Source organism: Edwardsiella hoshinae NBRC 105699 = ATCC 33379 (assembly GCF_000474215.1).
GTDB classification, from domain to species: domain Bacteria; phylum Pseudomonadota; class Gammaproteobacteria; order Enterobacterales; family Enterobacteriaceae; genus Edwardsiella; species Edwardsiella hoshinae.
In genome coordinates this window covers 26,568-51,756 of the sequence record NZ_BAUC01000036.1, presented here as the reverse complement: position 1 = coordinate 51,756, position 25,189 = coordinate 26,568, and the positions used below count along the sequence as shown (strand labels likewise).

Annotated in this window: 25 protein-coding genes; 10 read left to right on the top strand and 15 right to left on the bottom strand. The window is 58.9% G+C overall.

Annotated elements, in window-relative coordinates; all coding sequences use genetic code 11:
• Positions 1-451: 451 nt before the first annotated feature.
• The 5 genes from oppA (at position 452) to oppF (ending at position 5,992) form a co-directional block, all read left to right on the top strand.
• The gene (oppA, locus tag EHO01S_RS14570; RefSeq protein ID WP_024524653.1) at positions 452-2,089 is read left to right on the top strand and encodes an oligopeptide ABC transporter substrate-binding protein OppA; all 1,638 of its coding nucleotides are present in this window, start codon (positions 452-454) and stop codon (positions 2,087-2,089) included.
• Between the two features lie 75 nt (positions 2,090-2,164).
• Entirely contained in the window at positions 2,165-3,085 is a 921-nt protein-coding gene (gene oppB, locus EHO01S_RS14565; protein WP_024524652.1) for an oligopeptide ABC transporter permease OppB, read from the top strand.
• A gap of 12 nt (positions 3,086-3,097) precedes the next feature.
• Positions 3,098-4,006, top strand: a complete 909-nt coding sequence (gene oppC, locus EHO01S_RS14560; RefSeq protein ID WP_024524651.1) for an oligopeptide ABC transporter permease OppC — start codon at positions 3,098-3,100, stop codon at positions 4,004-4,006.
• A gap of 13 nt (positions 4,007-4,019) precedes the next feature.
• A complete protein-coding gene (locus EHO01S_RS14555) occupies positions 4,020-4,991 on the top strand; it encodes an ABC transporter ATP-binding protein (RefSeq protein ID WP_024524650.1) in 972 nt (323 codons plus the stop codon).
• The gene (gene oppF, locus EHO01S_RS14550; RefSeq protein WP_024524649.1) at positions 4,988-5,992 is read left to right on the top strand and encodes a murein tripeptide/oligopeptide ABC transporter ATP binding protein OppF; all 1,005 of its coding nucleotides are present in this window, start codon (positions 4,988-4,990) and stop codon (positions 5,990-5,992) included. The genes EHO01S_RS14555 and oppF overlap by 4 nt, the downstream gene beginning before the upstream one ends.
• Positions 5,993-6,072: 80 nt before the next feature.
• Here the strand turns inward: oppF and EHO01S_RS14545 are convergent, their stop codons facing one another.
• Together EHO01S_RS14545 and cls are read right to left on the bottom strand one after the other, a co-directional pair.
• On the bottom strand, positions 6,073-6,402 hold the full coding sequence (locus EHO01S_RS14545; protein WP_035370700.1) for an HI1450 family dsDNA-mimic protein: 330 nt from the start codon (positions 6,400-6,402) through the stop codon (positions 6,073-6,075).
• A gap of 48 nt (positions 6,403-6,450) precedes the next feature.
• Positions 6,451-7,911: a cardiolipin synthase gene (gene cls / locus EHO01S_RS14540; RefSeq protein WP_024524647.1), complete on the bottom strand. Its 1,461-nt coding sequence runs from the start codon at positions 7,909-7,911 to the stop codon at positions 6,451-6,453.
• 208 nt (positions 7,912-8,119) lie between these two features.
• On the opposite strand from cls, the gene EHO01S_RS18450 reads away from it, so the two are divergent.
• A complete protein-coding gene (locus EHO01S_RS18450; RefSeq protein ID WP_071523921.1) occupies positions 8,120-8,296 on the top strand; it encodes a YciY family protein in 177 nt (58 codons plus the stop codon).
• 33 nt (positions 8,297-8,329) lie between these two features.
• On the opposite strand, the gene EHO01S_RS14535 is transcribed toward EHO01S_RS18450, so the two are convergent.
• Together EHO01S_RS14535 and EHO01S_RS14530 are read right to left on the bottom strand one after the other, a co-directional pair.
• Complete coding sequence (locus EHO01S_RS14535) at positions 8,330-8,821, bottom strand: Dps family protein (protein ID WP_035370686.1); 492 nt, start codon at positions 8,819-8,821, stop codon at positions 8,330-8,332.
• Positions 8,822-9,410: 589 nt separating this feature from the next.
• On the bottom strand, positions 9,411-9,707 hold the full coding sequence (locus tag EHO01S_RS14530; RefSeq protein ID WP_024524645.1) for a YciI family protein: 297 nt from the start codon (positions 9,705-9,707) through the stop codon (positions 9,411-9,413).
• A gap of 244 nt (positions 9,708-9,951) precedes the next feature.
• Here EHO01S_RS14530 and EHO01S_RS14525 point away from each other — a divergent pair, with 244 nt between their 5' ends.
• Positions 9,952-10,857 carry a TonB family protein gene (locus EHO01S_RS14525; protein WP_232238224.1) on the top strand — a complete coding sequence of 302 codons (906 nt, stop codon included), beginning with the start codon at positions 9,952-9,954 and terminating at the stop codon, positions 10,855-10,857.
• 46 nt (positions 10,858-10,903) lie between these two features.
• Here the strand turns inward: EHO01S_RS14525 and yciA are convergent, their stop codons facing one another.
• Together yciA and EHO01S_RS14515 are read right to left on the bottom strand one after the other, a co-directional pair.
• Positions 10,904-11,332, bottom strand: coding sequence for an acyl-CoA thioester hydrolase YciA (yciA, locus tag EHO01S_RS14520; protein WP_024524643.1), 429 nt, complete (start codon positions 11,330-11,332; stop codon positions 10,904-10,906).
• Between the two features lie 78 nt (positions 11,333-11,410).
• The gene (locus EHO01S_RS14515; protein ID WP_024524642.1) at positions 11,411-11,950 is read right to left on the bottom strand and encodes a septation protein A; all 540 of its coding nucleotides are present in this window, start codon (positions 11,948-11,950) and stop codon (positions 11,411-11,413) included.
• Between the two features lie 245 nt (positions 11,951-12,195).
• Here EHO01S_RS14515 and EHO01S_RS14510 point away from each other — a divergent pair, with 245 nt between their 5' ends.
• Together EHO01S_RS14510 and EHO01S_RS14505 are read left to right on the top strand one after the other, a co-directional pair.
• On the top strand, positions 12,196-13,929 hold the full coding sequence (locus EHO01S_RS14510; RefSeq protein ID WP_024524641.1) for a SulP family inorganic anion transporter: 1,734 nt from the start codon (positions 12,196-12,198) through the stop codon (positions 13,927-13,929).
• Positions 13,930-14,151: 222 nt separating this feature from the next.
• Complete coding sequence (locus EHO01S_RS14505) at positions 14,152-15,630, top strand: sodium:solute symporter family transporter (RefSeq protein WP_024524640.1); 1,479 nt, start codon at positions 14,152-14,154, stop codon at positions 15,628-15,630.
• Here the strand turns inward: EHO01S_RS14505 and EHO01S_RS14500 are convergent.
• Together EHO01S_RS14500 and EHO01S_RS14495 are read right to left on the bottom strand one after the other, a co-directional pair.
• Positions 15,588-16,337, bottom strand: a complete 750-nt coding sequence (locus tag EHO01S_RS14500; protein WP_024524639.1) for a YciC family protein — start codon at positions 16,335-16,337, stop codon at positions 15,588-15,590. The genes EHO01S_RS14505 and EHO01S_RS14500 overlap by 43 nt on opposite strands.
• A 106-nt stretch (positions 16,338-16,443) precedes the next feature.
• Positions 16,444-16,848 (bottom strand): YkgJ family cysteine cluster protein, encoded by a 405-nt coding sequence (locus EHO01S_RS14495; protein WP_024524638.1) that lies wholly within the window; start codon positions 16,846-16,848, stop codon positions 16,444-16,446.
• 283 nt (positions 16,849-17,131) lie between these two features.
• On the opposite strand from EHO01S_RS14495, the gene ompW reads away from it, so the two are divergent.
• Positions 17,132-17,770, top strand: coding sequence for an outer membrane protein OmpW (gene ompW, locus EHO01S_RS14490; protein WP_024524637.1), 639 nt, complete (start codon positions 17,132-17,134; stop codon positions 17,768-17,770).
• 91 nt (positions 17,771-17,861) lie between these two features.
• Here the strand turns inward: ompW and EHO01S_RS14485 are convergent, their stop codons facing one another.
• From EHO01S_RS14485 to EHO01S_RS14455, 7 genes are all read right to left on the bottom strand, one after another.
• Entirely contained in the window at positions 17,862-18,176 is a 315-nt protein-coding gene (locus EHO01S_RS14485; RefSeq protein WP_024524636.1) for a BON domain-containing protein, read from the bottom strand.
• 137 nt (positions 18,177-18,313) lie between these two features.
• Positions 18,314-19,120, bottom strand: coding sequence for a tryptophan synthase subunit alpha (gene trpA, locus EHO01S_RS14480; RefSeq protein ID WP_024524635.1), 807 nt, complete (start codon positions 19,118-19,120; stop codon positions 18,314-18,316).
• Positions 19,117-20,310, bottom strand: a complete 1,194-nt coding sequence (gene trpB / locus EHO01S_RS14475; RefSeq protein ID WP_024524634.1) for a tryptophan synthase subunit beta — start codon at positions 20,308-20,310, stop codon at positions 19,117-19,119. Before trpB ends, trpA begins: the two co-directional genes overlap by 4 nt.
• Positions 20,311-20,353: 43 nt before the next feature.
• Positions 20,354-21,727: a bifunctional indole-3-glycerol-phosphate synthase TrpC/phosphoribosylanthranilate isomerase TrpF gene (trpCF, locus tag EHO01S_RS14470; RefSeq protein WP_024524633.1), complete on the bottom strand. Its 1,374-nt coding sequence runs from the start codon at positions 21,725-21,727 to the stop codon at positions 20,354-20,356.
• 20 nt (positions 21,728-21,747) lie between these two features.
• Entirely contained in the window at positions 21,748-22,764 is a 1,017-nt protein-coding gene (trpD, locus tag EHO01S_RS14465) for an anthranilate phosphoribosyltransferase (protein WP_024524632.1), read from the bottom strand.
• On the bottom strand, positions 22,764-23,387 hold the full coding sequence (locus EHO01S_RS14460) for an aminodeoxychorismate/anthranilate synthase component II (protein ID WP_024524631.1): 624 nt from the start codon (positions 23,385-23,387) through the stop codon (positions 22,764-22,766). The genes trpD and EHO01S_RS14460 overlap by 1 nt, the downstream gene beginning before the upstream one ends.
• A complete protein-coding gene (locus tag EHO01S_RS14455) occupies positions 23,387-24,961 on the bottom strand; it encodes an anthranilate synthase component 1 (RefSeq protein WP_024524630.1) in 1,575 nt (524 codons plus the stop codon). The genes EHO01S_RS14460 and EHO01S_RS14455 overlap by 1 nt, the downstream gene beginning before the upstream one ends.
• Positions 24,962-25,189: the final 228 nt, after the last annotated feature.

Here is a 25,189-nt window from a genome sequence, read left to right as displayed (position 1 = left end):
CATTAGCCAATTCAAATGGTGGTTAGTGTATATTTTATTTTATATCAGTAAGTTAAGATTGATTTTTGTCATGGCTGAGGGCAGTCTGTGAGAAAGCACGGATTAAAACAGTGCATTGGGCAGTGAGTCGACTCAAGGCGTGCGCTATGTGGCCATGCGTGGCTGTCGGCATTACAGAGGGTTCTCTCGGTATGGCATGTTACAGCGCCAGCGCGCTGATTATGCGTCCTCTCCCGTGGTGTCATTGCGCGTACTGCGCCGCTCCTGTCCACCATTAACCTTACGGCGTATGACGTCGTGATTTCGTTACCCGGCAACAATAATGCCGACGCTCCCATGAGGGCGCGTCAGGCCAGCCGTCGCGCGGACTCGTTCCTCCGGTGCGATAGCCATAACTCATCATGTTGACCAGCCTGCAAACAGGCTTCCTTTGAATACGGGAGTGGTAGTAATGAGCAAACACATCATCAAAAAACCTATGTTAACCCTCGCCATCTGTAGTGCACTGGGCGGCATCGTTTTTTCGGCCTCGGCGGCCGAGGTGCCGGCCGGTGTAAAGCTGGCGGCGAAGCAGGAACTGGTCAGGAATAATGGCTCCGAAGTCTCTTCCCTCGATCCGCATAAAATCGAAGGGGTGCCGGAAAATAACGTCACCAACGACCTGTTGGAAGGGCTGACGCAGCACGATCCGCAGGGGCATACCATTCCCGGCGTGGCCGAGCGCTGGGAGAGCAAAGATAACAAGGTGTGGGTCTTCCATTTGCGCCCGGATGCTAAGTGGTCGAATGGGGAGCCGGTCACCGCCGAAGATTTCGTCTATAGCTGGCAGCGGATGGCCGACCCGAAGACGGCGTCGCCCTATGCCAGTTATCTCCAGTATGCTCATGTCGCCAATGTGGATGACATCATCGCCGGCAAAAAAGATAAGTCGACCTTGGGCGTGAAAGCGCTGGATGATCACACCTTCCAGGTAACCCTGAGCGAGCCGGTGCCCTATCTGCCGGAGATGACCGCGCACTACGCGATGAAGCCGGTCAATAAGGCGGCGGTCGAGAAGTACGGTGAAAAGTGGACCCTGCCGCAGAACTATGTCAGCAATGGTGCCTATAAATTGAAAGACTGGGTCGTCAACGAACGCATCGTGCTGGAGCGTAACCCGCTGTACTGGGATAACGCTAAGACAGTGATCGACAAAGTGACCTTCCTGCCGATCGCCTCGGAAGTGACGGATGTGAACCGTTACCGGACTGGCGAGATCGACATGACCTACAACAACATGCCGATTGAGATGTTCCAGAAGCTGAAGCGCGAAATTCCCGAGCAGGTCAAGATCGATCCTTACCTGTGTACCTACTACTACGAGATCAACAACCAGAAGCCGCCGTTTAATGATCCGCGCGTGCGTGAGGCCCTCAAGCTGGGGTTGGATCGCGACATCATCGTCAACAAGGTGAAGAATCAGGGCGATCTGCCGGCCTATAGCTTTACCCCTCCCTATACCGATGGTGCCAACCTGACGCCGCCAGCCTGGTTTGGCTGGACGCAGGAGCAGCGTAACCAACAGGCGAAGAAGCTGCTGGCCGAGGCAGGCTATGGCCCGGACAAGCCGCTCACCTTCAACCTGTTGTACAACACCTCGGATCTGCATAAGAAGCTGGCGATCGCCGCCGCCTCTATCTGGAAGAAGAACCTGGGCATCGACGTGAAACTGGAGAACCAGGAGTGGAAGACCTTCCTCGACTCGCGTCACCAGGGGAACTACGACGTGGCGCGTGCGGGCTGGTGTGCTGACTATAACGAGCCGAGTTCCTTCCTCAACATGATGTTGTCCAACAGCAGCAACAACACGCCGCATTACAAGAGCGCGGCCTTCGATCGCATCATGGCCGGCGCCCTACAGGCGAAGGATAAGGCCGAGCGTGCGCAGGTCTATCAGCATGCCGAGCAGCAGTTGGATAAAGACTCCGCCATCGTGCCGGTCTATTACTATGTTAACGCCCGTCTGGTGAAACCTTACGTCGGTGGCTACACCGGCCAGGATCCACTGGATTATGTCTACGATAAGAATCTCTACATCATTCAACACTAATAACTGTGCGGCCGGGTGACCGGCCGCCGGGTAGACGACCACCGGCCATTGCGGCCGGCGTACAGGGTTTGGGCCATGCTAAAATTCATATTTCGTCGCTTCTTGGAAGCGATACCGACACTGTTCATCCTGGTGACCATCTCTTTCTTTATGATGCGTTTAGCACCGGGCAGCCCGTTCACCGGGGAGCGCACGCTGCCGCCTGAGGTGATGGCCAACATTGAGGCTAAGTATCATCTCAACGATCCCATGTGGAAGCAGTACGGCCACTATTTGTTGCAACTCTCCAAGGGAGACTTTGGGCCATCGTTCAAATATAAGGATTATTCGGTTAACGATCTGCTCGCCGCTTCTTTTCCGGTCTCTGCCAAGTTGGGGCTGGCCGCCTTTGTGATGGCGCTGGTGTTTGGGATTTCGGCCGGTGTCATCGCCGCCTTGAAGCAGAATTCACGCTGGGACTATTTGGTGATGACCTTTGCCATGACCGGCGTGGTGATCCCCAGTTTCGTGGTGGCGCCATTACTGGTGTTGATCTTCGCCATCTCGTTGCATTGGCTGCCTGGCGGCGGTTGGAACGGCGGGGCACTGAAATACATGCTGTTGCCGATGGTGGCCTTGTCGCTGTCGTATATCGCCGGCATCGCGCGTATCACCCGTGGCTCGATGATCGAGGTATTGCACTCGAACTTCATCCGTACCGCACGCGCCAAGGGGCTACCGATGCGGCGCATCGTGTGGCGTCACGCGCTGCGTCCGGCGCTGTTGCCGGTGCTCTCCTACATGGGGCCCGCTTTCGTCGGTATTATCACCGGTTCGATGGTGATCGAGACTATCTACGGCCTGCCGGGGATCGGCCAATTGTTTGTCAATGGGGCGTTGAATCGTGACTATTCACTGGTGCTCAGCCTGACCATCCTGGTCGGTACGCTGACCATTCTGTTTAATGCCATCGTTGACGTGCTGTATGCCGTAATCGATCCCAAGATCCGCTATTAACAGGAGGCGTTTATGCGAGTCAATAAGAGTAACGCCGCCGCGGTCGAGCGTTTCAGTGAGCAGTTGGATGTCGAGGGGCGCAGCCTATGGCAGGATGCCCGTCGCCGTTTTATGCATAATCGGGCGGCGCTGATCAGCCTCTTTGTCTTAACCCTGATCGCGTTGTTCGTCATACTGGCGCCGATGCTGTCATCTTTTGCCTATGATGACACCGACTGGAACATGATGTCCTCCGCGCCGGCATGGGAGGGGGGGCACTATTTCGGCACCGACTCCTCGGGGCGTGATTTACTGGTGCGCGTCGCCATCGGCGGGCGCATTTCGCTGATGGTCGGCGTCGCCGCCGCGTTGGTGGCGGTGGTGGTCGGCACGCTGTACGGCGCGCTCTCCGGCTACTTGGGCGGGAAGGTGGATTCGGTGATGATGCGTTTGCTGGAGATCCTTAACTCTTTCCCCTTTATGTTTTTCGTTATCCTGCTGGTCACCTTTTTTGGCCAAAACATCCTACTGATCTTCATCGCTATCGGCATGGTCTCTTGGTTGGATATGGCGCGTATCGTGCGCGGTCAGACCTTGAGCCTGAAACGTAAGGAGTTTATCGAGGCGGCGCAGGTTGGTGGGGTCAGTACCGGGCGTATCATCTTGCGTCACGTGGTGCCTAACGTATTGGGGGTGGTGGTGGTCTACGCCTCGTTGCTGGTTCCCGGCATGATCCTGTTCGAATCGTTCTTAAGTTTCCTCGGTCTGGGAACACAGGAGCCGCTCAGCAGTTGGGGCGCGTTGCTGAGTGACGGCGCTAATTCGATGGAGGTCTCTCCCTGGCTATTGATCTTTCCGGCCTCGTTCCTGGTGATCACCCTATTCTGTTTTAACTTTATCGGCGATGGGCTGCGTGACGCCCTCGATCCGAAAGACCGCTAAGGAGCGTGCACAGATGAAGTCCTGTTTGCTCGATGTCCGTGATCTTCGCGTGACCTTTGCTACGCCGGACGGTGATGTTACGGCGGTCAACGATCTTAACTTTACCCTGGCGGCCGGCGAAACCTTGGGGATCGTCGGCGAGTCCGGCTCCGGTAAGTCGCAGACTGCCTTTGCCCTGATGGGGCTGCTGGCGGCCAACGGGCGCATCAGCGGTTCGGCCCGTTTCGACGGGCGTGAGATCCTCAATCTGCCGGAGTCGGCGCTCAATCGGTTGCGCGCCGAGCAGATCGCCATGATCTTCCAAGACCCGATGACCTCACTCAATCCCTATATGCGGGTGGGGGAGCAGCTGATGGAGGTGCTGATGCTGCACAAGGGGATGAGCAAGGCGCAGGCGTTCGACGAATCGGTACGCATGCTGGATGCAGTGAAGATGCCGGAGGCGCGTAAACGCATGCGCATGTTCCCTCATGAATTTTCTGGCGGGATGCGGCAGCGAGTGATGGTCGCCATGGCGCTGCTGTGTCGCCCGCGCCTATTGATCGCCGACGAGCCGACCACCGCGTTAGATGTGACGGTGCAGGCGCAGATCATGACGCTACTCAATGAACTGAAGCGGGAGTTCAACACCGCCATCATTATGATTACTCACGATTTGGGCGTGGTGGCCGGTATCTGCGATAAGGTACTGGTCATGTACGCCGGGCGCACCATGGAGTACGGCCAGGCTCGCGATGTGTTCTACCATCCGTCTCATCCTTACTCCATCGGCCTGTTGAACGCGGTGCCGCGCTTGGATGGCGAAGAGGCGGCGCTGTTGACTATTCCCGGTAATCCGCCCAACCTGCTGCATCTGCCGGCAGGCTGTCCATTCCAACCGCGCTGTCCTTACGCCGATGCCGGCTGTGAGGCTACGCCGCCGTTGGCGGCCTTTGGCGACGGGCGCTTGCGCGCCTGCTTTAGAACGGTGGAGGAATTGGCATGAGTGGGCAGCTAAACGATAAGAAGGTCTTGTTGGAGGTGGCCGATCTGCGTGTGCATTTCGACATTCGTGACAGCCGGGCTTGGTTCTGGCAGCCGCCCAAGCGCCTTAAGGCGGTAGATGGGGTGACGCTGCGGCTGTATCAAGGCGAGACCCTGGGGGTGGTGGGGGAGTCGGGCTGCGGTAAGTCAACTTTCGCCCGCGCGTTGATTGGGCTAGTGAAGGCAACCTCCGGCAATGTCAGCTGGTTGGGGCGTGATCTGCTGGGGATGAACGAGGCGCAGTGGCGTGAAGTGCGTCGCGATATTCAGATGATCTTTCAGGACCCATTGGCTTCGTTGAATCCACGGATGACCATTGGCGAGATCATTGCCGAACCGTTGCGTACCTACCATCCCGAGATGGGGCGTACGGAGGTACGAGATCGTGTCAAGGCGATGATGATGCGTGTCGGCCTGTTGCCTAACCTGATCAACCGTTACCCGCACGAGTTCTCCGGGGGGCAATGTCAGCGCATCGGCATCGCGCGCGCCTTGATCCTGGAGCCAAAGTTGATCATCTGTGATGAGCCGGTATCGGCGCTGGATGTGTCAATTCAGGCGCAGGTAGTCAACTTGCTACAGGAGTTGCAGCGTGAGATGGGATTATCACTGATTTTCATCGCCCATGATTTGGCGGTGGTGAAACACATCTCCGATCGGGTGTTGGTGATGTATTTGGGGCATGCGGTAGAGCTGGGAACCTATGACGAGGTATACCACAATCCGCAGCACCCCTACACCAAGGCGTTGATGTCGGCGGTGCCAGTGCCGGACCCCGATAAGGAGCGCAATAAGCGTATCCAATTGTTGGAGGGGGAGCTGCCGTCACCGATCGATCCGCCCACCGGGTGCGTGTTCCGTACCCGCTGCCCGTTAGCTGGCCCGGAGTGTGCCGAGACACGGCCTTTGCTGGAGGGGAGCTTCCGCCATGCCGTCTCCTGTCTGAAGGTCGATCCGTTGTAAGCGCTCGGCATTGTCTTTGCGTCGCGTAATAAAAAACCGCCGAAATTGGCGGTTTTTTTTCAGGGTGCGCGCTGGTGGGTTTATTCCTTCCACAGAATGTGGCACAGCTTGTGATCTTTCTCGCGGCAGATCAGGACGCGGGCGAAGACATCGTCGATAGTATCGTTTTCGCCATCGCCGTTGGTGAGGCCAATGACCACTTCGGCGAAGAAATCGGGATTGAGGTCGAAGTCGACGTGCTCCTGCCAATCCTCCGCTGGGTCGAACAACTCGGCAGCGCCGCGCTGCTCAAACTGGAGATTGAACAGCAGCACATCGGCCGGATCCAGGTTGTCCGCCGCCAGCTCCAGGAAAATGTCGTAGGCCTGATCCAAGGTCTCTTCTTCGCTCAGGCGGTTGTTTAAGTCCATCATGTTACTATCTCACGAGGGCCGTAGCCCGGTTAAATACCCTGCATCTTACAGCAGGGGACTGAAAAAGTAGAATAGCCGCTCGACCATGCGTTGCCACAGCGGGCGCTTTAGCCAGGTCAGCGGATCCAGCAGGGTTGAGCGTGCGATGTAGTCATCTTGCACGCAAGCCAGATCGCTGCCGAACCCATCATCGTCGATCACCAGGGTAATCTCAAAATTAAGCCATAGGCTGCGCATATCCAGATTAACGGTACCGACCAGGCTCAGTTGACCATCGACCAGTACGCTCTTGGTGTGCAGCAGGCCGCCTTCGAACTGGTAGATCTTGACGCCGGCGGCCAACATCTCAGTGAAGAAGGCGCGGCTAGCCCAACCGACCATCATTGAGTCGTTTTTCTTCGGTACGATGATGGAAACATCCACCCCACGTTGTGCGGCGGTACAGATGGCGTGCAGCAGATCGTCGCTAGGGACGAAGTAGGGCGTCGTCATCACCAACTGCTGGCGGGCGGAGTAGACGGCGGTCAATAGTGATTGGTGGATTAGCTCCTCGGGGAAACCGGGGCCAGAGGCGATCACCTGGATGGTATGACCGGATTCTTTCTCGAACGGCAGGATACTACAGGTCGGCTCCGGTGGCAGGAGGCGTTTACCGGTCTCCATCTCCCAGTCAAAGGCATAGTAGATCCCCATGGTCGTCGCGACCGGCCCTTCCATGCGCGCCATGACATCGACCCATTGTCCGACGCCGGCATCCTGCTTGAAATAGCGCGGATCGACCAGGTTCATGCTGCCGGTGTAGGCGATGAAGTTATCGACCAATACCACCTTGCGGTGTTGACGCAGATCCATGCGGCGTAGGAAGACACGCAGCAGATTGACTTGTAGCGCCTCGACCACCTCGATACCTGCCTCACGCATCATCGCCGGATAGGGACTGCGGAAGAAGGCCACGCTGCCGGCCGAATCAAGCATCAGGCGGCAATGAACACCGCGCCGCGCCGCGGCCATCAAGGCTTCCGCCACCTGGTCGGCCAGTCCTCCCGGTTGCCAGATATAGAACACCATTTCGATGCTATTATGCGCTAGCTCGATGTCCCGGATCAGCGCCTTGAGGGTCTCATCGCTAGAGGTGAGCAACTGTAACTGGTTGCCTTTGACCCCGGCGATCCCTTGGCGGCGTTCGCACAGTTGGAACAAGGGAGCCGCCACCTCGCTGTTATGGGTGGCGAAGATGCTGCGACAGTTGCGTAAGTCGGCCAGCCAACGGGCCGTAGAGGGCCACATGGCGCGCGCCCGTTCGGCGCGCCGCTTGCCGAGATGCAGCTCACCAAAGGAGAGGTAGGCGATGATCCCCACCAACGGCAGAATATAAATAATCAGCAGCCAGGCCATTGCGGAGGGGACCGCACGGCGCTTCATTAAAATCCGTAATGTGACGCTGGCGATGAGCAACCAGTAGCCGAAGATCGCCAGCCAACTGATTACTGTATAAAAAGTGCTCATAATCGCAGAATGTCCTTACACAAATCGATCAATTGAGAGTGTACGCACAGATATAGAAAGAAGAAACCTTTAGCGGCTAAATATATAGCGAGGGGGGAGAAACAAGGCGAGAACGTGTACTCCCCGGCTTTTTTGTGGTGTGGTGGCGTCGGGACTTGGTTTGTCTTCCTAGGGGGGTATAATCGCAACGCAGCTATCTGGAGGAAGTATGCGACACAGTCGAAATGAAGTAGGGCGTTGGCGGATGCTGCGCCAGATCCATCGGCGCCGCAGCCATTGGTTGGAAGGCCAATCACGCCGTAATCGCCATATCTATTGCATTCGCCGTTTACACAGAATTCAGCATCATCGTTCCTTGCTCTATTCCGTTGCCTATGAGTGGTAAACGCTCAGCCCCGCTTCCGCGGGGCTGACGTCATTATTGGCCGAGATAGGCGTTCAACATCCACACCTGTTTTTCCTGCTGCTTAATATAGTCGCTCATCAACGCGACCGTCCCCTCATCGCCAGCCTCGGTGGCCAGTTGTAGGATTGCGCGTTGTTGTTCGAGCAGTAAGGCGTAACCGGAGAGCAGTCCGTGCAGCGTGCCGCGATCGTCACAGACCGCGACATCCTCTTTGATGGTGGCGATCTTCAAATAGTCGCTGAAGGCATGATGCGGCTGCTCCCCCAGGGTCAGGATGCGTTCGGCCAGTTCATCGACTTTCAACAACAGATCGTTGTAGGTCTCCTCAAACTTGACATGCAACGCGAAGAATTGCGGGCCGCTGATGTTCCAGTGATAGCCGCGTACGTTCATATACAGGATCTGATAGTTGGCCAGCAACGTGTTCAGGGCCGTGGCTAATTGGTTGGATTGTTGAGGATCGAGACCGATGGCGGTTTTCGTCAGCTGTTTGTTGTTTGCCATATTCATACTCTCCTTGAGGACGTGGGTATTGCGATAGGCGATACGGATGAAAACAGTATAAATAGTGCGGGATCCGGCTAATCCTCTTCATCCTGCCAGAGTCGGCGTGTGAGATCTAGCGTGTCATCGCGAGGAGTGACTCGCCTTCCGATGTGCGCCAGGAGGCGTTGCGCCATTGCCCGTGCGCGGCGCCGCTCATGTTGCTCGGTTGAGTGTGGGACTGGGGGGAGGCGTTACGCACGCATTGTTGCCAGGCTGCGCTGATGTGTCGCTGGCCTAAGGGGGTCGCTGTACGCGATGGTTATTCGCTAGCTGGCGGTGGTGGCGTCCATGTCGCTGGGATGGGGGAAGGTGACGGCAGCGTGTGGGAGTGAGAATAAAAGCAGCGAATGCATTTATCCTAATTATCATGATATTGCGGCGGCTGAGGAATCAGGGTAGACTGCCCGGCATCACAGCAATGTGACAGAAAAACGCATTTAGCATTTTAATGAAATCTTCATGTAGCCACGGCTAAGTGCGTTTCTCTGAGGTAAGGAAAAGCCCGCTTTATGCGGGCTTTTTTCGCGCCGTCGTCCGGTGGGTCGCGTCAGAAGACCTGCTTGTAAGGGGTGACACTGACTTGGCGGTAGACACCGGCGGCGACATAGGGATCGTTCCCTGCCCACGCCTGCGCCTCGGTCAGCGAGGCAAACTCGGCAATCACCGCCGAACCGGTGAAGCCGGCTGCGCCGGGATCGTTGCTATCGATGGCGGGCAAGGGGCCTGCCGTTAATAGGCGGCCTTGATCGCGCAGGGTCTGGAGCCTGGCCAGATGGGCAGGGCGGGCCGCCAGACGTTGCGCTTGTGTGTCGGGTGCATCCTGGGCATAAATCAGGTACAACATACTCATCTCCTTATCATGGGGTTCGGCGAATCGCGGGGCCGCTAAGGCACAGGTTAAGGTATCGGTGCAGGGGGGGCAATATTCCTGCCGCGCTCGACGTGGATAATCCGTGCCATCGCACAGTTTTTTCTCTCCGCTCAGCTCGTAGTTGAATATGATTGTCATTTGCATTTAAACTAATGTCTATACGCCATGTCCATTTACCCATTGAGTTATCCACATTTTGTCGGCTGATAAATCTATCTTGCAGCATTTTTTTCTGGTGCGTCGGCTTTCATGGCCGATGGCGCTGTCGCTAGCGCTGCACTCTTCGCTGATCGCCGCGCTGCTTTATGCCTCCTATCATGAGGTGCGTCCACTGCCGGTGAGCCGCCTCGGGCAGATCAACGCGATCATGGTCAACCCGGCGATGTTTGCCACGGTGGGGGGAGGCGCGACCGCCTCTGCAACGCCGTCGGCGCCAGCCTCTGTCGCCCGACCACCAGCGCCGGCCATGCCTCCGGCACCAGCGCAGAAAGCGCCGCCGGAGACGCGGAGCAAGTCGGTCGCGCCTTCACCGGTGGCGCGTGCGGAGGCGAAGGCTGTGCACAGCCCACCACAGCCAGCGCAGCGAGCCGAACAAGCCAAGCGCCAGGCGCTCGTGCCGCGCGCCGCGCGGCCGTCCACCGTTGAGCAAGCACCGACACCGACGCGCAGCCAGACGGCGCCGCGGACGCACAAGTCGCGCCAAGTCGTGGCGGCGCGTCATGCGTCGAGCGAAGCCGCGGATAGCGCTACGCCATCGTCCGTGGCAGCGGCAACGGCACAGGCGAGCCCAGCCATACCGTCATCGGCTCGTGGCGACGGCGGGTCGGGGGCGGCGGCGAATCGCCATAGCGCTGGCGGGCCGCAGGCCGTCAGCCGTCGGGAGCCGGATTATCCGGTCCGAGCATTGGCGCTGCATATCGAAGGGCGAGTTAAGGTCAGCTTTGATGTCGATGACAGCGGGCGGGTCGATAATGTGCGCATCGTGAGCGCCGATCCGGCGGGCGTGTTTGAGCGGGAAGTGAAGCGTGCCGTACGCCGCTGGCGCTACCAACCGGGCCGCCCTGGTCACGATGTGAGGGTGACGGTCTATTTCCGTATCGATGGGCGCAGCACGGTAGAATAAATGCAGTGGGCCGGCTGGTCAGCCAGCCCTGTCGGTGGGGCGGGGATTATTCATGCATCCCGTGGCGAAAGTTAGCCTTGCCGCTCGGTAAGGCTCGCGACTTGTTGTCATCGTTGACCGCAACATAGGTAAATACCGCCTCGGTAACGCATTCGCGCTGGCCGATGGGTTCAGAGGCGACCTTCTTCACCCAGACCTCAATATTGACGGTAATGGAACTGCGCCCGGTACGGATGCAGCGTGCGTAACAGCAGACCACATCGCCTACCGCCACCGGTTTTAGGAAGGTGATGGCGTTGACCGCCACCGTTACGACACGCCCTTCGGCGATCTCTTTGGCTAGGATTGCGCCGCCAATATCCATTTGTGACATGATCCAACCGCCGAAGATGTCCCCGTTAGCGTTGGTGTCGGCTGGCATCGCCAAGGTACGCAGAACAAGCTCACCTGCCGGTAAACGAAGTTTTTCGCTCATAGTTGTTGTCAGTCTTTACAGTATCAATGCCCAAACTCACGCCGACCGCTTGGGCCGGCGCCCACTCATCGTATTTATTTAATTTTTCTGCTCTTCCGCCATGTGTCGGTAGATGTAAATACCACTCAGCAGGGTAAACAGCAACGTCAGGATCGTTAGGCCAAAGACTTTAAAATCGACCCAAACACTCTGGGGCAACCAGAAGGCGACATAGATATTCGCCAAGCCGCAGGCCAGAAAGAACAGCGCCCAGGCCGTATTCAGTCGCGACCAGACGCTATCGGGTAATTGCAGCTCTTTCCCCAGCATGCGCTGGATCAGCGGCTTCTTCAGTACCAGTTGGCTGACCAGCAGTGCCAAGGCGAAAAGGGTATAAATTACGGTGACCTTCCATTTGATAAACAGATCGTTATGGAAGACCAGTGTCAGGGTGCCGAAGATGGCGACCATGATAAAGGTGATCAGCGTCATCTTCTCTACCCGGCGATACTTCAGCCAGGTCAACACCAAGGTGGCGGCGGTTGCCGCGATTAGCGCGCCAGAGGCGACATAAATGTCATACAGTTTGTAACAGACGAAAAATACCACCAGGGGTAAAAAATCTAACAGTTGCTTCATTCGGCAATCCATCCTTTCATCGACCGGGCGACTATACCTGATTCGGCGCGTCGACGGTATCTTTGTCAGCGCCGGAACGTGCGCCCACGTGTATTGATTATCTCCGATCCTGCATTATGCCGCCGAATGGGCGGCGGCTTTATTTTTTTGCAAAAGATTACATCCCATGGGGCGGCTGGGGCGACTTGACCAATGTCGCCCGACTTACCATGATGAGAGAGCGCACCTTTTAGGATAAATGGCTTATGCAATGGAATTTTTTGCGTCGTTGGATGCCGGGATTGTATCTATTAATGCACTATCGTCGCGAATGGCTCGGTGACGATCTCCGCGCCGGGTTGTCGGTGGCGGCGGTAGCCTTGCCGGTCGCGCTGGCTTACGCCGATCTGGTCGGTGTGAGCGCGGTGGTGGGGATTTATTCGTGCATCTTGCCGATGATCGCCTATGCGCTATTCGGCTCGTCGCGACAGGTGATCGTCGGGCCGGATACCGCCACCTGCGCGGTGATCGCCGCGGTGGTCACGCCGCTAGCGGCCGGCGATGTACAGCGTCAGTGGCAGTTGTGCGTCATGATGAGCCTGATGACCGGTATCTGGTGTCTGGTAGCCAGCCGTTTTCGGCTGGGCGCGTTGGCCGACTTGCTCTCCCGTCCCATTTTAACCGGGCTACTCAATGGCCTGGCGCTGACCATCATCGTCGATCAGTTGGCTAAGATGATGGGCTACCAGCCCGCCTCACGCGAGGTGATCGAGCGTATCTTATCCTTGCCCCATGATGTCCTCGGTAGCCATTGGCCGACGCTGTTGCTGTCGCTGCTGGTGCTGGCGGCATTACTGGCGCTACGTCGTTGGCGCCCCGGATGGCCGGCGGCGTTGTTGGTGATGATGCTGGCGATGTGTGTGATGGGGGGGTTCGATCTACGACGCTACGGGATTCAGACCATAGCGGGCTTCGACGGCGCGTTGCCACTGGTGCAGTGGCCCAGTTTTCAGCCGGCGTTGCTGCGCGATCTGGTGATGCCCTCCCTTAACCTGGCGTTGATCAGCTTCGTTAGCCTGATGCTGACGGCGCGTAGTTTCGCCAGTAAGAATGGTTATGACGTCAACGCCGATGACGAGTTTCGCGCTTTGGGGATGGCGAACATGGCTGCGGCCTTGTCTCAGGGATTCGCCATTAGTGGCGCCAGTTCACGCACCGCCGTCAATGATGCCAACGGCGGTAAGAGTCAACTGGTCTCCATCATCGCGGCGTTGACCATCGCCACGGTGTTGTTTTCCTTGGGCCACTTGCTGCATTACATTCCGGTGGCGGCATTGGGGGTGGTGTTGATCTACGCCTCATGGCTGTTGTTGGATATTCGCTCGCTGGCCGGGCTGCGTAAGCGTAACCCCTCCGCTTTTCGTCTGGCGCTGTTTACCTTCGCCAGCGTGCTGCTGGTGGGGGTCATGCCGGGGATCGGGCTGGCGGTGCTGTTGGGACTCTTGCAGTTTTTCCGTACTGTCTTTCGCCCCAGCGAACAGCTTCTGGGGGTGAACGACGAGGGAATGATCCACTCGCTCGGTAATGGCAATGCGGTGCGGGCGGTGGAGGGGGTGTTGATCTACCGCTTCAACTCGCCGCTGACTTATTTCAATATCGCCTATTTCAAGCGCCGGATCCTCAATCTGGTGGAGGGGATGCCTTTCCAGACGCGTTGGGTGGTGATCGACGCGGTATCCTGCTTTACCTACCCCGATGTCAGCGTGTTGGCGGGCATTGATGAGCTGAAGCGCGATCTGCGTCAGCGTAAGGTGCATCTGGTGCTGGCCGGGCGCAAGACCGATCTCAAACGCTGGTTTGGCCGCAATCGTGCGGCCGGTGAGGAAAAGGGGCTGCTATTTGTCGCCGATCTCTATCTGGCACTGAAGCTTATTCAGAGTAGCCAGTGCGCAAACGAAGCGCCGGCTCCCAGCGTAAATTCCGCCGCTATAGTGCGCTGATACCCGCGCGTTTTATGTTGCCTTCCGGCACGCCGTCGCGCAGCCCCATGCCGCGCGTGACAGTGGACGCGCGGCATGGGGCTGCGCAGACGCCGACACACCTATTGTGGTATAGCATGACATCAAAAACGACGCGGTAATCCGTGCGAGCATGGCGGACATAGTGCTGGGGGCGGTCCCCACTGGATGCCCCCATTCATCGTTGAGTCGCGGGTTATCGTCATGGAAAGCAATACCACGATTTATGTCATTATTGGCATCTACATGCTGGCGATGATTGGGATTGGCTTATATGCCAAACGTAAAATCAAAAATAGCGAAGACTATCATCTGGCGGGGCGGCGTCTTGGCCCCATCATGTTGGCGGGAACATTGGCGGCAACGGAAATCGGGGGTGGCAGCTCGGTCGGCGTCGCGGCGAAAGCCTATGGGGCTTGGGGGGTGTCGGCGGGGTGGTATGTCGTCGCGACCGGATTGGGAATTTTTCTGGTGTCGTTTATCGCTCCCTTTATGCGCCGCGCGTTGGCAACGACGGTGCCGGAAATTATCGGTCGCCGTTATGGTCAGGCCAGTTACCTCATTACCGCCATTCTGTCGTTATTCGCATTAGTGGCGCTGGGCGCGGCGCAGATCACCGCCACGGCGACCATCGTGCATGTCCTCACCGGCTTTAATAGTACCTATGCAACCATTATCTCTGGGGTGATCGTGGTGTTTTATACCTGGCTCGGTGGCATGTGGAGCGTGACGCTGACGGACTTTGTTCAGTTTTTCCTGATCGTGTTCGGTTTTGCCATCGCCATACCGGTGGCGCTGTCCATGTTGGATGGCGGCTGGCAGTTTGTCGTGCAGCGCGTGCCGGCACAGCAGTTTGAATTTACTCATCTGGGGTGGAAGACGATCATCGGATTGACAGTCATGTATTTTATGACCTTTGCGACGGGGCAGGAGGCGGTACAGCGTTATTATTCGGCACGTAATGAGCGCGTCGCGCTAGTCGGGTCGCTGTTGTGTAGCCTATTCATGGCGTTGTATGCCTTTATCCCCGCGGTTCTGGGACTGATCGCCTTAGCGGCATTTCCCGATATTAATCCGAACAATGCGCTCGCGATGGTTTCCAGCGGATTGCTGCCCCCCGTTATCGCCGGATTGTTGCTAGCGGCGGTGATCTCGGCGACGCTCTCTAGCGCCTCGGGCGATCTTCTGGGAGCGGCGAGCATCTATACGCGTGATATTCATCGTCACTATGTCGCACAGAGCATGACTCCTGAGCAAGAATTGATATTAAGTCGAGCGGTGGTCTTGGTGACTGGCCTGTTGTCGATCGCCTTAGCCCTGTGGCGTGGGGAGATTATCAGCCTGTTGATGTTCGCCTTTACGCTACGGGCCACGGGACCGTTCGCCGCTTATTTATTTGCCTTGCTATGGGAGCGGGCGACGCCGCATGCCGGCCTGTGGTCGATCCTCTTCGGTTGTGCGGCGGGGTTAGCCTGGCAACTGGCCGGAGAGCCTTATGGCATTATGGCGATCATCGTTGGTTCATTGGTTAGCCTGGTGGTTTTCCTAGGCGTGGCCTGGATTGAACGGTGTTTGGGGATTGCCCCGGCGCCCTCTGCCTACTTAACGGATTCCCCCGCTCAGGGGCGGGGGAGGCATGATCAAGCAGGGGTGCGCAGCAGCATATACAGGCGCGAGAGGTAGAGGATCAGTCCGACGGAGATCAGGTTGCTCAGCGTTCCCATGATCACCATCCCCAGTGTGGGGTGCAGTGCGGCGAGCGTATCGACCAGCAGCAGCAGTACCAGCTTCATTAGCATCCAGAGCAGGATGGCAGGACTTATCAGGCGCACATTGGCGAAAGAGAGGCGAAAACTGCTGCGGATCGCCGTGATGACGCCACAGCGCTCTGCGCTCATGATCATCGGCGACAACGCCAAGCCGACGGCCAGGATGATCCCCGGTAAGATAAACAGCGTGATACCCAATTGCACCATCAAGGTACACAGCAGCATCAGCAGCAGCAGACGGGGGAGCAGCGGTGCGGAGAGGCCGATCGCCCGTAAGGCGCTGAGGCGGGTGCCGCTCGATGCCTGGGCGATTAATACCAACATCCCCCCCAGTAACAAAACATTCCCAATCAGAACGGAAAAACTGGCGGCGGCGGACACTTTCAGCAGCGTCATCTGCTGCTCGGGGGTCATCTGGCGGATCATATCCTGTAACCCTCGCGCCGCGCTGACATGATCATCGTTAGCCAATTGGGTCAGTGCTTGGCTACTGGGGCTAAAGGTTTGGTTCAACGCCACGCTGATAAATGCCGTCAATAACGCCAACAGGATGATTGGGGTCATCTGGTGGCGGAAAAAGTTAACGCTGTCACGGTAAAGGCTCCGGGCCGTGATGGGCATGCAGTGCTCCTTGGCATCTCGCCGGGCGGTACAGGTAACGCCCGAGGTGAAAAGTATGATGCGCGATTGTACCCCGTTAACTGCGCCGGTGGCACCCCGCAATTTTTCAGCTGGCGATTTCTTCCGCGTTTGTTTGGCGTGCCCGCGTGTGGGGTGCGAGAGGTGGTAGGCCATAGGCGGCACGCGCCCGATCGCAGGCCGGATTCGGCTGGCCGTTTTCTCCGGCGGGGATAAACTCCCGGCACGGCGTTGGCCGTAGCGCATAGGCGCGGCAACTGACGGCTTGGCCGACCTCGCCGCACAGGTAGATACAGCGTGGCGCTTTACTGTTGGTACCTCGCATACAGCGCATCAATGATGAGATTTGCTCCGTATCGCAGGCGGGCAACTGGCCGCCGCCGTCATCGGCTTCGGCCCAGTAGAAGGAGACGCGAAAATAGGCGCAACAGGCACCGCAGTGGACACAAGGATTGGTTTGAATGGTGAGTGGAGTCAGCGTTGAATGAGCCATGATGATGTTTTACCTAGATTAATCACCGCTATCTGTCATTACGCTAATCCTTGATCTCCTCCGTCGTCAAGGTGCGATGGCGAGAAATTTGCGCGCTTACTTTTCGCTGTTATGGCGATTTTTGATGTGCATCAAAATACCTATCTTTGGTTAATTGGATTTTTTCCCAAAAATATCATTTTGTTTCTTTTCCATATAAAAGATGTGATCCGCGGCGGATCAAAAATCACCCGATGTGGTTATATTGCAGGCGCACACAATAACCATATAAAGGAAAGGGATGATGAAAAAGTTTAGCGTCGCGCTCTGTCTTGCTGCGGTCTTAGCGCCGGTGGTGGCCTCAGCTCATCAGGCGGGGGATTTTATTTTCCGTGCTGGCACCGCCACGGTGCGTCCGACCACCAGTTCCGATGACGTCTTGGGAATGGGGGAGTTTAAGGTCGATAACAATACTCAGCTGGGGTTGACCTTCGGCTATATGGCGACGGATAACATCGGTGTCGAGCTGCTGGCGGCCACGCCGTTTCGCCACAAGGTGTCGCTGGGGGGCTTGGGGAATATCGCCACCGTGCATCAGCTACCACCGACTCTGATGGCGCAGTGGTACTTCGGGCGTGCCGAAGACAAACTGCGACCTTATTTGGGGATTGGGGTTAACTACACGACCTTCTTCGATAATACCTTCGATCAGAATGCTAAGAATCTGGGGTTGAACGATCTCAAGGCGACCAGTTCGTGGGGCGTGGCCGGCCAGGCAGGATTGGATTATCTGGTCAGTGAGAACTGGATGATTAACGCCTCGGTGTGGTACATCAACATCGACACCAAGGTGAAATTCCGTGATGGGGCGGGCGATCAGACTAGCATCAAGACCGAGATCAATCCGTGGGTGTTCATGTTCGGTGCCGGTTATCGCTTCTAAGCTATACGCCCTGTTTAGCATTGGCGATGGCGGGGATGCCCCGTCGTTTATCATTCCCCGCCGCGCCGCGGCGGGGGAGTCCAGGACAAGCCTAGCGGATACGCATGTCGTTCTCGACCGAGCGCACCCCGTTGACCCCGCGGGTGATCTGCACCGCCCGTTGCGCATCGGCGCGGGAAGAGACAAATCCACTCAGTTGTACCCGTCCCTTATAGGTTTCGACGCTGATCTCGGTAGACTTGATGTTCTTGGCGTTGAGCAACGCGCTCTTCACCTTGGTGGTGATCACGGTGTCATCGATATAGTTGCCGGTACTCTCCTGGGTAGCCGATCCAGCACAGCCAGCCAGTGGCCCGGCTAACACAGCAGCCAGCCCGAGCGCATAGAGATGCTTCGACCATTTCATCTTGTTCTCCTTCGGCGGTAGCATGAAAGGCGCGCCGTGCAGCACGGCGTCCCGATACATCATTAATAATATCAATGAGTCGTCAGAGGGCAAGGTGAAATCGGCGACCGTGGGCGTGCGATCGCCGTGGCGGCGAGTTATGGATGTGCGGCGGCTCGCATCGTCTGAACGAAGTTGTGCAACTGGCGCAGCATTTGGGGCGGATCGTCGCGGTACTCGGCGATCAGGCTGACGACGGCCGAACCGGAGATGGCGCCTGCTGCCCCCGCCGCCAAGGCGGTGTGCACCTGCTCGGGAGTGCGGATGCCGAAGCCCTGCAACGCCGGGGCCCCGCCCAGCTCGCGTAAACGCTGGGTGAGATGGCGTAGTGGAGGCAGGTCGGCGTTTACGGCACCGGTGACGCCGGCGCGCGACAGCAGGTAGATATACCCTTGGCTATGATTCGCCAGGCGTTGCAGTAGCGCCTCGTCGGCGTTGGGCGGGCAGATATAGATCGGGGCGACCCCGTGGCGTAGTGCCGCCGCATGGAAGGGGGCGGACTCCTCCAGCGGCACGTCGGCGATCAGGACGGAATCGACCCCCACCTCGGCGCAGCGGCGGTAGAAGGCGTCGATACCCGGATTGACTATCAGGTTGGCATACATCAACAACCCGATGGGGAGCTGAGGGTACCTTGCCCGGATGCGGCTCAACAAGTCGAAGCAGCGTTCGGGCGTGACGCCGGCCTGGAGGGCGCGCAGGGTGGCGTTCTGGATCACCGGGCCGTCGGCTAACGGATCGGAGAAAGGAATCCCCAACTCCAAGGCATCGGCACCGGCCTGTACCAGCGTATCGATGATGCGTAGCGATAGCTCGGGCGTCGGATCGCCTAAGGTGACGAAAGGGACAAAAGCGCCTGCACCGTACTGGCGTAAGTGTGAAAACAGAGTCTGATAACGCGTCATTGCATTTCTCCCCGAGCTTGCAGAATGTCGTGAACGGTAAAAATATCCTTGTCGCCGCGCCCCGAGAGGTTTACCACTAACAGCTGCTCTTTTTCCGGCTGTTGGCGGATCAGCGTCAAGGCGTGGGCCAGGGCGTGAGCCGACTCCAGCGCCGGGATGATCCCCTCTTGGCGTGAGAGTTGCATGAAGGCCTGCAACGCCTCCTCGTCGCTGGCGGAGACGTAGTTGGCACGGCCGATGCTGTTCAGGTGGGCGTGCTGTGGCCCGACGGAAGGGAAATCCAATCCGGCGGAGAGGGAGTAGGACTCCTCGATCTGTCCATCGGCGGTCTGCATCATCGGTGAACGCATGCCGAAATAGATGCCGACCCGGCCATGCTTGAGCGGTGCGCCATGTTGACCGCTCTCGATCCCCAGTCCGGCTGGCTCGACCCCGATCAGGGCGACCTCGCTATCGTCGATAAAGTCGGCGAACATGCCGATGGCGTTGGAGCCGCCACCAACACAGGCCAGCACCGCATCGGGCAGTCGTCCTTCGGCTTGGAGGATCTGGCGACGCGTTTCGGCACCGATCATGCGCTGGAATTCACGCACTATCGTTGGGTAGGGATGGGGGCCGGCGGCAGTGCCCAGCAGGTAGTGGGCCTGGTCATAGTTAGCGGACCAGTCACGTAGCGCCTCATTACAGGCATCTTTCAGGGTGGCCGAGCCGCTGTGTACCGGGATCACCTCGGCGCCCATCAGGCGCATGCGGAACACGTTAGGGGATTGGCGGGCGACATCCTTGGCCCCCATATAGACCCGGCATTTCAGTCCTAATAGGGCGCAGGCGAGCGCCGTCGCCACACCATGCTGGCCGGCACCGGTCTCGGCGATGATCTCGCGTTTGCCCATGCGTTTCGCCAGCAGCGCTTGACCGAGCACCTGGTTCGTCTTGTGGGCGCCGCCGTGTAACAGGTCTTCACGCTTTAGATATAGCCGGGTAGCGGTGCCGGCGGTCAGGTTGCGGCACAGGGTCAGGGCGGTAGGGCGACCGGCATAGTTGTGCAGCAGATCGTGAAACTGGCGCTGAAACGCGGCATCGTCGCGTGCCGCTAAGAAGGCCGCCTCCAACTGATTTAGCGCTGGGATCAGAATCTGGGGCACGAACTGGCCGCCAAATTCGCCGAAGTAGGGGTTCAGTAAGCTCATAACATTATCATCCTGTTAGTAATGGCAAAAAGTTTCGCGGCGTTCAGGGGCGCAGCGCCAGAAACGCGGCCTGTAGCTTGGCGCGCGCCTTGATCCCTGGGCTGGATTCGAGTGCCGAATTAAAGTCGAGGCCGCAGACGCCGAGCGCCGCCGCCTGGCGGCAGTTATCGGCACCGATTCCCCCGGCCAGCATCACGTTATCCAATGCTTGACCGGCCAGTAGCCGCCAGTCGAAGGGGCGGCCGCCGCCGGGATGCGTCGCGTCAAACAGGTAGCGATCCACCAAGCGCAGGTTGCGCGCCGGCAGGGTGTCGCCTACCGCCAACGCCTTCCAGATCTGGCAATGCGCGGGTAGCAGGGGACGTAGGCGGTCGATATAGGCCTGATCCTCGGTGCCATGGAGTTGCACGGCGTACAGTCCCAGGCGTGTGGCTGTTAGTGCGACGCGCGACGCTGGGGCATCGCGAAAGACGCCGACGTAACGCAATGGGGCACCCTGCATGACGTGTTGCGCCGTGGCGAGGTCGACACAGCGCGCGGAGCGGGCGGCGAAGATCAACCCGCCATAGATCGCGCCGGCCTGATAGGCTGCGGCGGCATCCTCTGGTCGAGTCAGACCGCAGATCTTGTTGTCGCCAAAGCGTAGCCGACAGACGGCGGCGCGTAGATCCGCCTGCGCCATCAGGGCGCTACCGATCAGGAAGCCCTGGACGCGCCGGCCCAGATCGCGCAACTGGGCGTACTGGCGGATGCCGGACTCGGCGATCAGGGTGACAGAGGCTGGCGCCAGTGCCGCCAGATGGCGAGTACGTTCGGTATCGACGCTCAGGTCGTGCAGGTTGCGGTTATTGATGCCGATGACTCGGGCTCCCAGCGCCAGCGCGCGCGCCATCTCCGGTTCGTTGCTGACCTCGGTCAACACCCCCATCGCCAAGCTGGCGGCGATCGCGGCGAGTTGGCGATAGCGGTCGTCATCCAGTATCGACAGCATCAACAGGATGGCGTCGGCCCGATAGTGGCGCGCCAGGTAGATCTGGTAGGGGTCGATGATGAAGTCCTTGCAGAGCACCGGTTGCGTGACAACGTCACTTACTGCGCGTAGGTAGGCGAAGTCACCCTGAAAGTCATCGCTATCGGTCAATACCGAGATCGCCGCCGCGTGGTCGCGGTACACCCGGGCGATGGCCTGGGGATCGAAGTCGGCGCGGATCACCCCGCGTGAGGGGGAGGCTTTCTTACACTCCAGGATTAAGGCGCAGCGTTCGCCGCGGAGCGCGTGGTAAAAGTCGCGCTTGGCGGGCTGTAGCGTCGGGCGAAAGGTCGCCAACGGCTGGCGCTGTTGGCGCATGGCGATCCAACGTCGTTTATTCGCCACGATGCGTAACAGCAGGCTGGGGGGGGAGGTCAGGGTGGTCATCGTCAGCTCCTTGGATAACATTAGCCGCGCGCGGCCAGGGCGGTGACACAGTGATAGGCGCGACCGCTGCGTAGCGTCTCCAGCGCCAGACGGGCGTTGTCAGCCAGATTGTGCCGGCCAAACAGGCGTAGCAGCAGGGCGACATTGGCGGCGACGGCGCTTTGGTGTGCTGGTTCGCCGTGCCCTTGCAGCAGTCGGGTGAGCAGGTGCCGATTCTCCTCCGGCGCCCCACCGCGCAGGGCGCTCAGTGGGTAGGCCGGCAGCGCGAAGTCCTCGGCGGTCAGCTGGTAATGGCGGAGTGTGCCGTCATGCAGTTCGGCAACCTGGGTCGGCGCGTGCAGCGCGACTTCATCCAGCCCGCCGCCATGCACGACCGCCGCATGGTGGTAGCCCAGTTCACGTAGGCTCTCGGCCAGCGGTAAGACCAGTTCAGGACTGTAGACGCCGATCAAGGCGTGGCTTGGCCGTGCGGGGTTCACCAGCGGGCCGAGAAGATTGAAGATGGTACGCGTCTTCAACTGCTGACGTACCGGCATGGCATGGCGAAAGCCGCTGTGATAATGCGGGGCAAACAGGAAACATAATCCCAACTCGTCCAGTGCTTGGCGCGCCGCCTCGGCGCTCATGTCCAGGCGGATCCCCAACGCTTGCAGCACATCGGATGATCCACTCTGGCTGGAGACGCTACGGTTACCGTGCTTGGCGATACGTATGCCACAGGCGGCGGCGACGAAGGCGCTAGCGGTGGAGATATTGATGCTATTGCTGCCGTCGCCGCCGGTGCCGACGATATCGGCGAACGCATAACTCGGGCGGGGGAAGGGGTGCGCATGCTCCAGCAACGCCGTAGCGGCACCAGCGATCTCATCCGGATGTTCACCTCGGACTTTGAGGCTGATCAGCACCGCCGCCAGTTGGCTCGGCTCAAGCTGGCCGCGCATGATGGCGCTAAATAACTGTTGGCTCTCGGTACGGCTGAGCACCTGGGCCTGGTACAGTTTCTCCACGATCTGTTGTTGATAGGCGGTTAAGGGCATCAGGGTGCCTCCATGGTGAGAGGGAAAACGGTCGCTGCAACGTCGGCGGATTGCGCCCAGGCGATGCTCTGCTCCAGCAGTCGCGCACCGTGCGGGGTTAGCAGCGATTCGGGATGAAACTGGAAGCCACATACACGGTGGTGATCGTGACGCACCGCCATCACCATCTCTCCGGCCCAGGCATTGACGCACAGCGTGGCGGGGATCTGACTAGCGACCAGCGAGTGATAGCGCGCCACGGTCAACGGGACGGGCAGATCGGCGAACATCGCCTGGCCGTCGTGCTCAATGGCACAGGTGCGGCCATGGAGGATCTCGCGCGCCGGACTGACCTGACCACCATAGTGTTGGACGATAGCCTGATGACCAAGACAGATGCCGATGATCGGCAGACGACCACACTGGGCGCGCAATAGAGCGGGCATACAGCCGGCCTCGGCGGGAGTCCCGGGACCGGGAGAAAGCATCAGGATCGGGCGGCAGAGGTGAGCCAATTGATGCTGGATCGTCGCCAGATTGACGTTATTGCGGTAGATCACCACCTGATGGCCCGCGCTACGTAACTGATCGACCAGGTTGTAGGTGAAGGAATCGATATTATCGAGCAACAGAATGGTGGCCATCATCGTCCTCCCGGCGTGTGTTGATAGGCGTCATGCGCCTGGAGAATGGCGTTGAGCACCGCGCGCGCCTTGTTGCGCGTCTCTTCGGCTTCGGCCTGAGGCTGCGAGTCGAGCACCACGCCGGCGCCGGCTTGTACGCTGGCGATGCCATCTTCGACATAGGCCGCGCGGATGACGATACAGCTATCCAGATCGCCGTGTGCCGTGAGGTAGCCGACGGCACCGCCGTAGCTGCCGCGCCGCCGTCCCTCACAGGCGGCGATCAGCTGCATGGCGCGGACTTTGGGCGCACCGCTCAGGGTGCCCATGTTCATGCAGGCCTGGTAGGCGTGTAGGGCATCGAGATCGGCCCGCAGGGTGCCGACGACACGCGACACCAGGTGCATCACCACGGAGTAGCGATCGACGTGGGTTAACTCGGCGACGTAGCGTGAGCCTGGCTCGCAGATGCGCGCCAGATCGTTGCGCGCCAGATCGACCAGCATCAGATGCTCCGCCAACTCCTTAGGATCGGTGCGCATCTCCAGCTCCAGACGGCTGTCGAGATCCGCATCGAGGCGACCATCGGCGTGCCGTCCGCGCGGCCGGGTCCCGGCGATGGGATAGATTTCGATCTGTCGGCTGTCGGCGTCGTACTTCAACGCACTCTCCGGCGAGGCGCCAAATAGCGTGAAATCGCGATCCTGCATAAAGAACATGTACGGGCTGGGGTTACTTCGCTTCAACTGGCGGTAGGCCGCCAGCGGCGCCGGACAAGGTAGGGAGAAGCGGCGCGAGGGCACAACTTGGAAGATCTCGCCGGCGCGAATGGCTTGTTGCAGTGAGCACACCACTTCAGCGAAGGCGGCGTCATCCCGATCGACGCTTACCGTCAGAGGCGCCCCGCTCGGTACGGGGCAGGGTAGCCGTGGGCGCGCCAGCTGCGACTGGAGCGTCGCCAGGCGCTGGTTCAGCCGCCGCCGCTCGGCAGGATCGGCGCTGAACAGGCTGGCTTGCAGACGGGCGCTGCCCTGACGATGATCGAGGATCAATAGGCTTTCCGCCAGATAGAAGCAGAAGTCGGGACAGCGCGGTCCCGCGCTGAGGGACGGCAGTGCTTCAAAACCGGCGACCAGATCGTAGGCGAACAGGCCGCCGAGCAGCAGGGCTTCACGTTCATTCGGCGGTGTCGGCAGCGTGGCGAGCAGCGCACGTAGGGCATCGAACACCGAGGGACTGCGTAGCCGGCTCTCTTCGTCCAACTCGGCGCAGGGTACGGGAAAGGTGAGCAGATACCCCTGTGGCTGCCGCTGACAGGGGATTGTTGCGGGAAGTACGCTGTCCAGGTGAGCTAACAGCGCGTGACCATTGGCGCTTAGCGCCTCAAGGGTCACCTGACGTCCCCGGGCGGTGATGCGCAAGGCGCTGTCGATGATCAACAGGCTTCGCAGATGGCGCTTACTGGCGATCTCGGCAGATTCCAGCAATAGGGTAGATGGGCGTTGGCCGCATAGCTGCTCGAAGGGCAGTGTCGGATCGGCGGTGTAAACGGCGCGGCGCTGTAATACGGTGACGATGGGGTGACTCGAATGCATAACGGCAGATCCCTGGTGGCGATAGCGCGACGGGCAGAAAAAAGCCCGCTGGATGCGGGCGGTAGTTGCGTTGGCAGAGTGACGCTGCGCCTCAACAAACCGCCCAGGCATGAGAGCGACGCCAACCGCCGCAGAGGAGGAGAGCAAGGGGGGCGTTACGTGTCATCATGGACGACTCCTATCCGGTTATCAGTGATCTTGTGTACTAGTAAACTAGTTTAATGATTC

What these genes read in the sequence shown, in the direction of transcription:
- oppB (WP_024524652.1), top strand. Translation starts at nt 2,165, where the DNA reads ATGCTAAAATTCATATTTCGTCGCTTCTTGGAAGCGATACCGACACTG.
- trpA (WP_024524635.1), bottom strand. Translation starts at nt 19,120, where the DNA reads ATGACGCGTTATCAGACTCTGTTTTCACACTTACGCCAGTACGGTGCA.
- EHO01S_RS14495 (WP_024524638.1), bottom strand. Translation starts at nt 16,848, where the DNA reads ATGGCTCATTCAACGCTGACTCCACTCACCATTCAAACCAATCCTTGT.
- EHO01S_RS14505 (WP_024524640.1), top strand. Translation starts at nt 14,152, where the DNA reads ATGGAAAGCAATACCACGATTTATGTCATTATTGGCATCTACATGCTG.
- EHO01S_RS14485 (WP_024524636.1), bottom strand. Translation starts at nt 18,176, where the DNA reads ATGAAATGGTCGAAGCATCTCTATGCGCTCGGGCTGGCTGCTGTGTTA.
- ompW (WP_024524637.1), top strand. Translation starts at nt 17,132, where the DNA reads ATGAAAAAGTTTAGCGTCGCGCTCTGTCTTGCTGCGGTCTTAGCGCCG.
- EHO01S_RS14500 (WP_024524639.1), bottom strand. Translation starts at nt 16,337, where the DNA reads ATGCCCATCACGGCCCGGAGCCTTTACCGTGACAGCGTTAACTTTTTC.
- EHO01S_RS14510 (WP_024524641.1), top strand. Translation starts at nt 12,196, where the DNA reads ATGCAATGGAATTTTTTGCGTCGTTGGATGCCGGGATTGTATCTATTA.
- EHO01S_RS14545 (WP_035370700.1), bottom strand. Translation starts at nt 6,402, where the DNA reads ATGGACTTAAACAACCGCCTGAGCGAAGAAGAGACCTTGGATCAGGCC.
- EHO01S_RS14515 (WP_024524642.1), bottom strand. Translation starts at nt 11,950, where the DNA reads ATGAAGCAACTGTTAGATTTTTTACCCCTGGTGGTATTTTTCGTCTGT.
- cls (WP_024524647.1), bottom strand. Translation starts at nt 7,911, where the DNA reads ATGAGCACTTTTTATACAGTAATCAGTTGGCTGGCGATCTTCGGCTAC.
- EHO01S_RS14555 (WP_024524650.1), top strand. Translation starts at nt 4,020, where the DNA reads ATGAAGTCCTGTTTGCTCGATGTCCGTGATCTTCGCGTGACCTTTGCT.
- trpCF (WP_024524633.1), bottom strand. Translation starts at nt 21,727, where the DNA reads ATGACCACCCTGACCTCCCCCCCCAGCCTGCTGTTACGCATCGTGGCG.
- EHO01S_RS14455 (WP_024524630.1), bottom strand. Translation starts at nt 24,961, where the DNA reads ATGCATTCGAGTCACCCCATCGTCACCGTATTACAGCGCCGCGCCGTT.
- oppC (WP_024524651.1), top strand. Translation starts at nt 3,098, where the DNA reads ATGCGAGTCAATAAGAGTAACGCCGCCGCGGTCGAGCGTTTCAGTGAG.
- yciA (WP_024524643.1), bottom strand. Translation starts at nt 11,332, where the DNA reads ATGAGCGAAAAACTTCGTTTACCGGCAGGTGAGCTTGTTCTGCGTACC.
- EHO01S_RS18450 (WP_071523921.1), top strand. Translation starts at nt 8,120, where the DNA reads ATGCGACACAGTCGAAATGAAGTAGGGCGTTGGCGGATGCTGCGCCAG.
- trpB (WP_024524634.1), bottom strand. Translation starts at nt 20,310, where the DNA reads ATGAGCTTACTGAACCCCTACTTCGGCGAATTTGGCGGCCAGTTCGTG.
- oppF (WP_024524649.1), top strand. Translation starts at nt 4,988, where the DNA reads ATGAGTGGGCAGCTAAACGATAAGAAGGTCTTGTTGGAGGTGGCCGAT.
- EHO01S_RS14530 (WP_024524645.1), bottom strand. Translation starts at nt 9,707, where the DNA reads ATGTTGTACCTGATTTATGCCCAGGATGCACCCGACACACAAGCGCAA.
- EHO01S_RS14460 (WP_024524631.1), bottom strand. Translation starts at nt 23,387, where the DNA reads ATGGCCACCATTCTGTTGCTCGATAATATCGATTCCTTCACCTACAAC.
- oppA (WP_024524653.1), top strand. Translation starts at nt 452, where the DNA reads ATGAGCAAACACATCATCAAAAAACCTATGTTAACCCTCGCCATCTGT.
- trpD (WP_024524632.1), bottom strand. Translation starts at nt 22,764, where the DNA reads ATGCCCTTAACCGCCTATCAACAACAGATCGTGGAGAAACTGTACCAG.
- EHO01S_RS14535 (WP_035370686.1), bottom strand. Translation starts at nt 8,821, where the DNA reads ATGGCAAACAACAAACAGCTGACGAAAACCGCCATCGGTCTCGATCCT.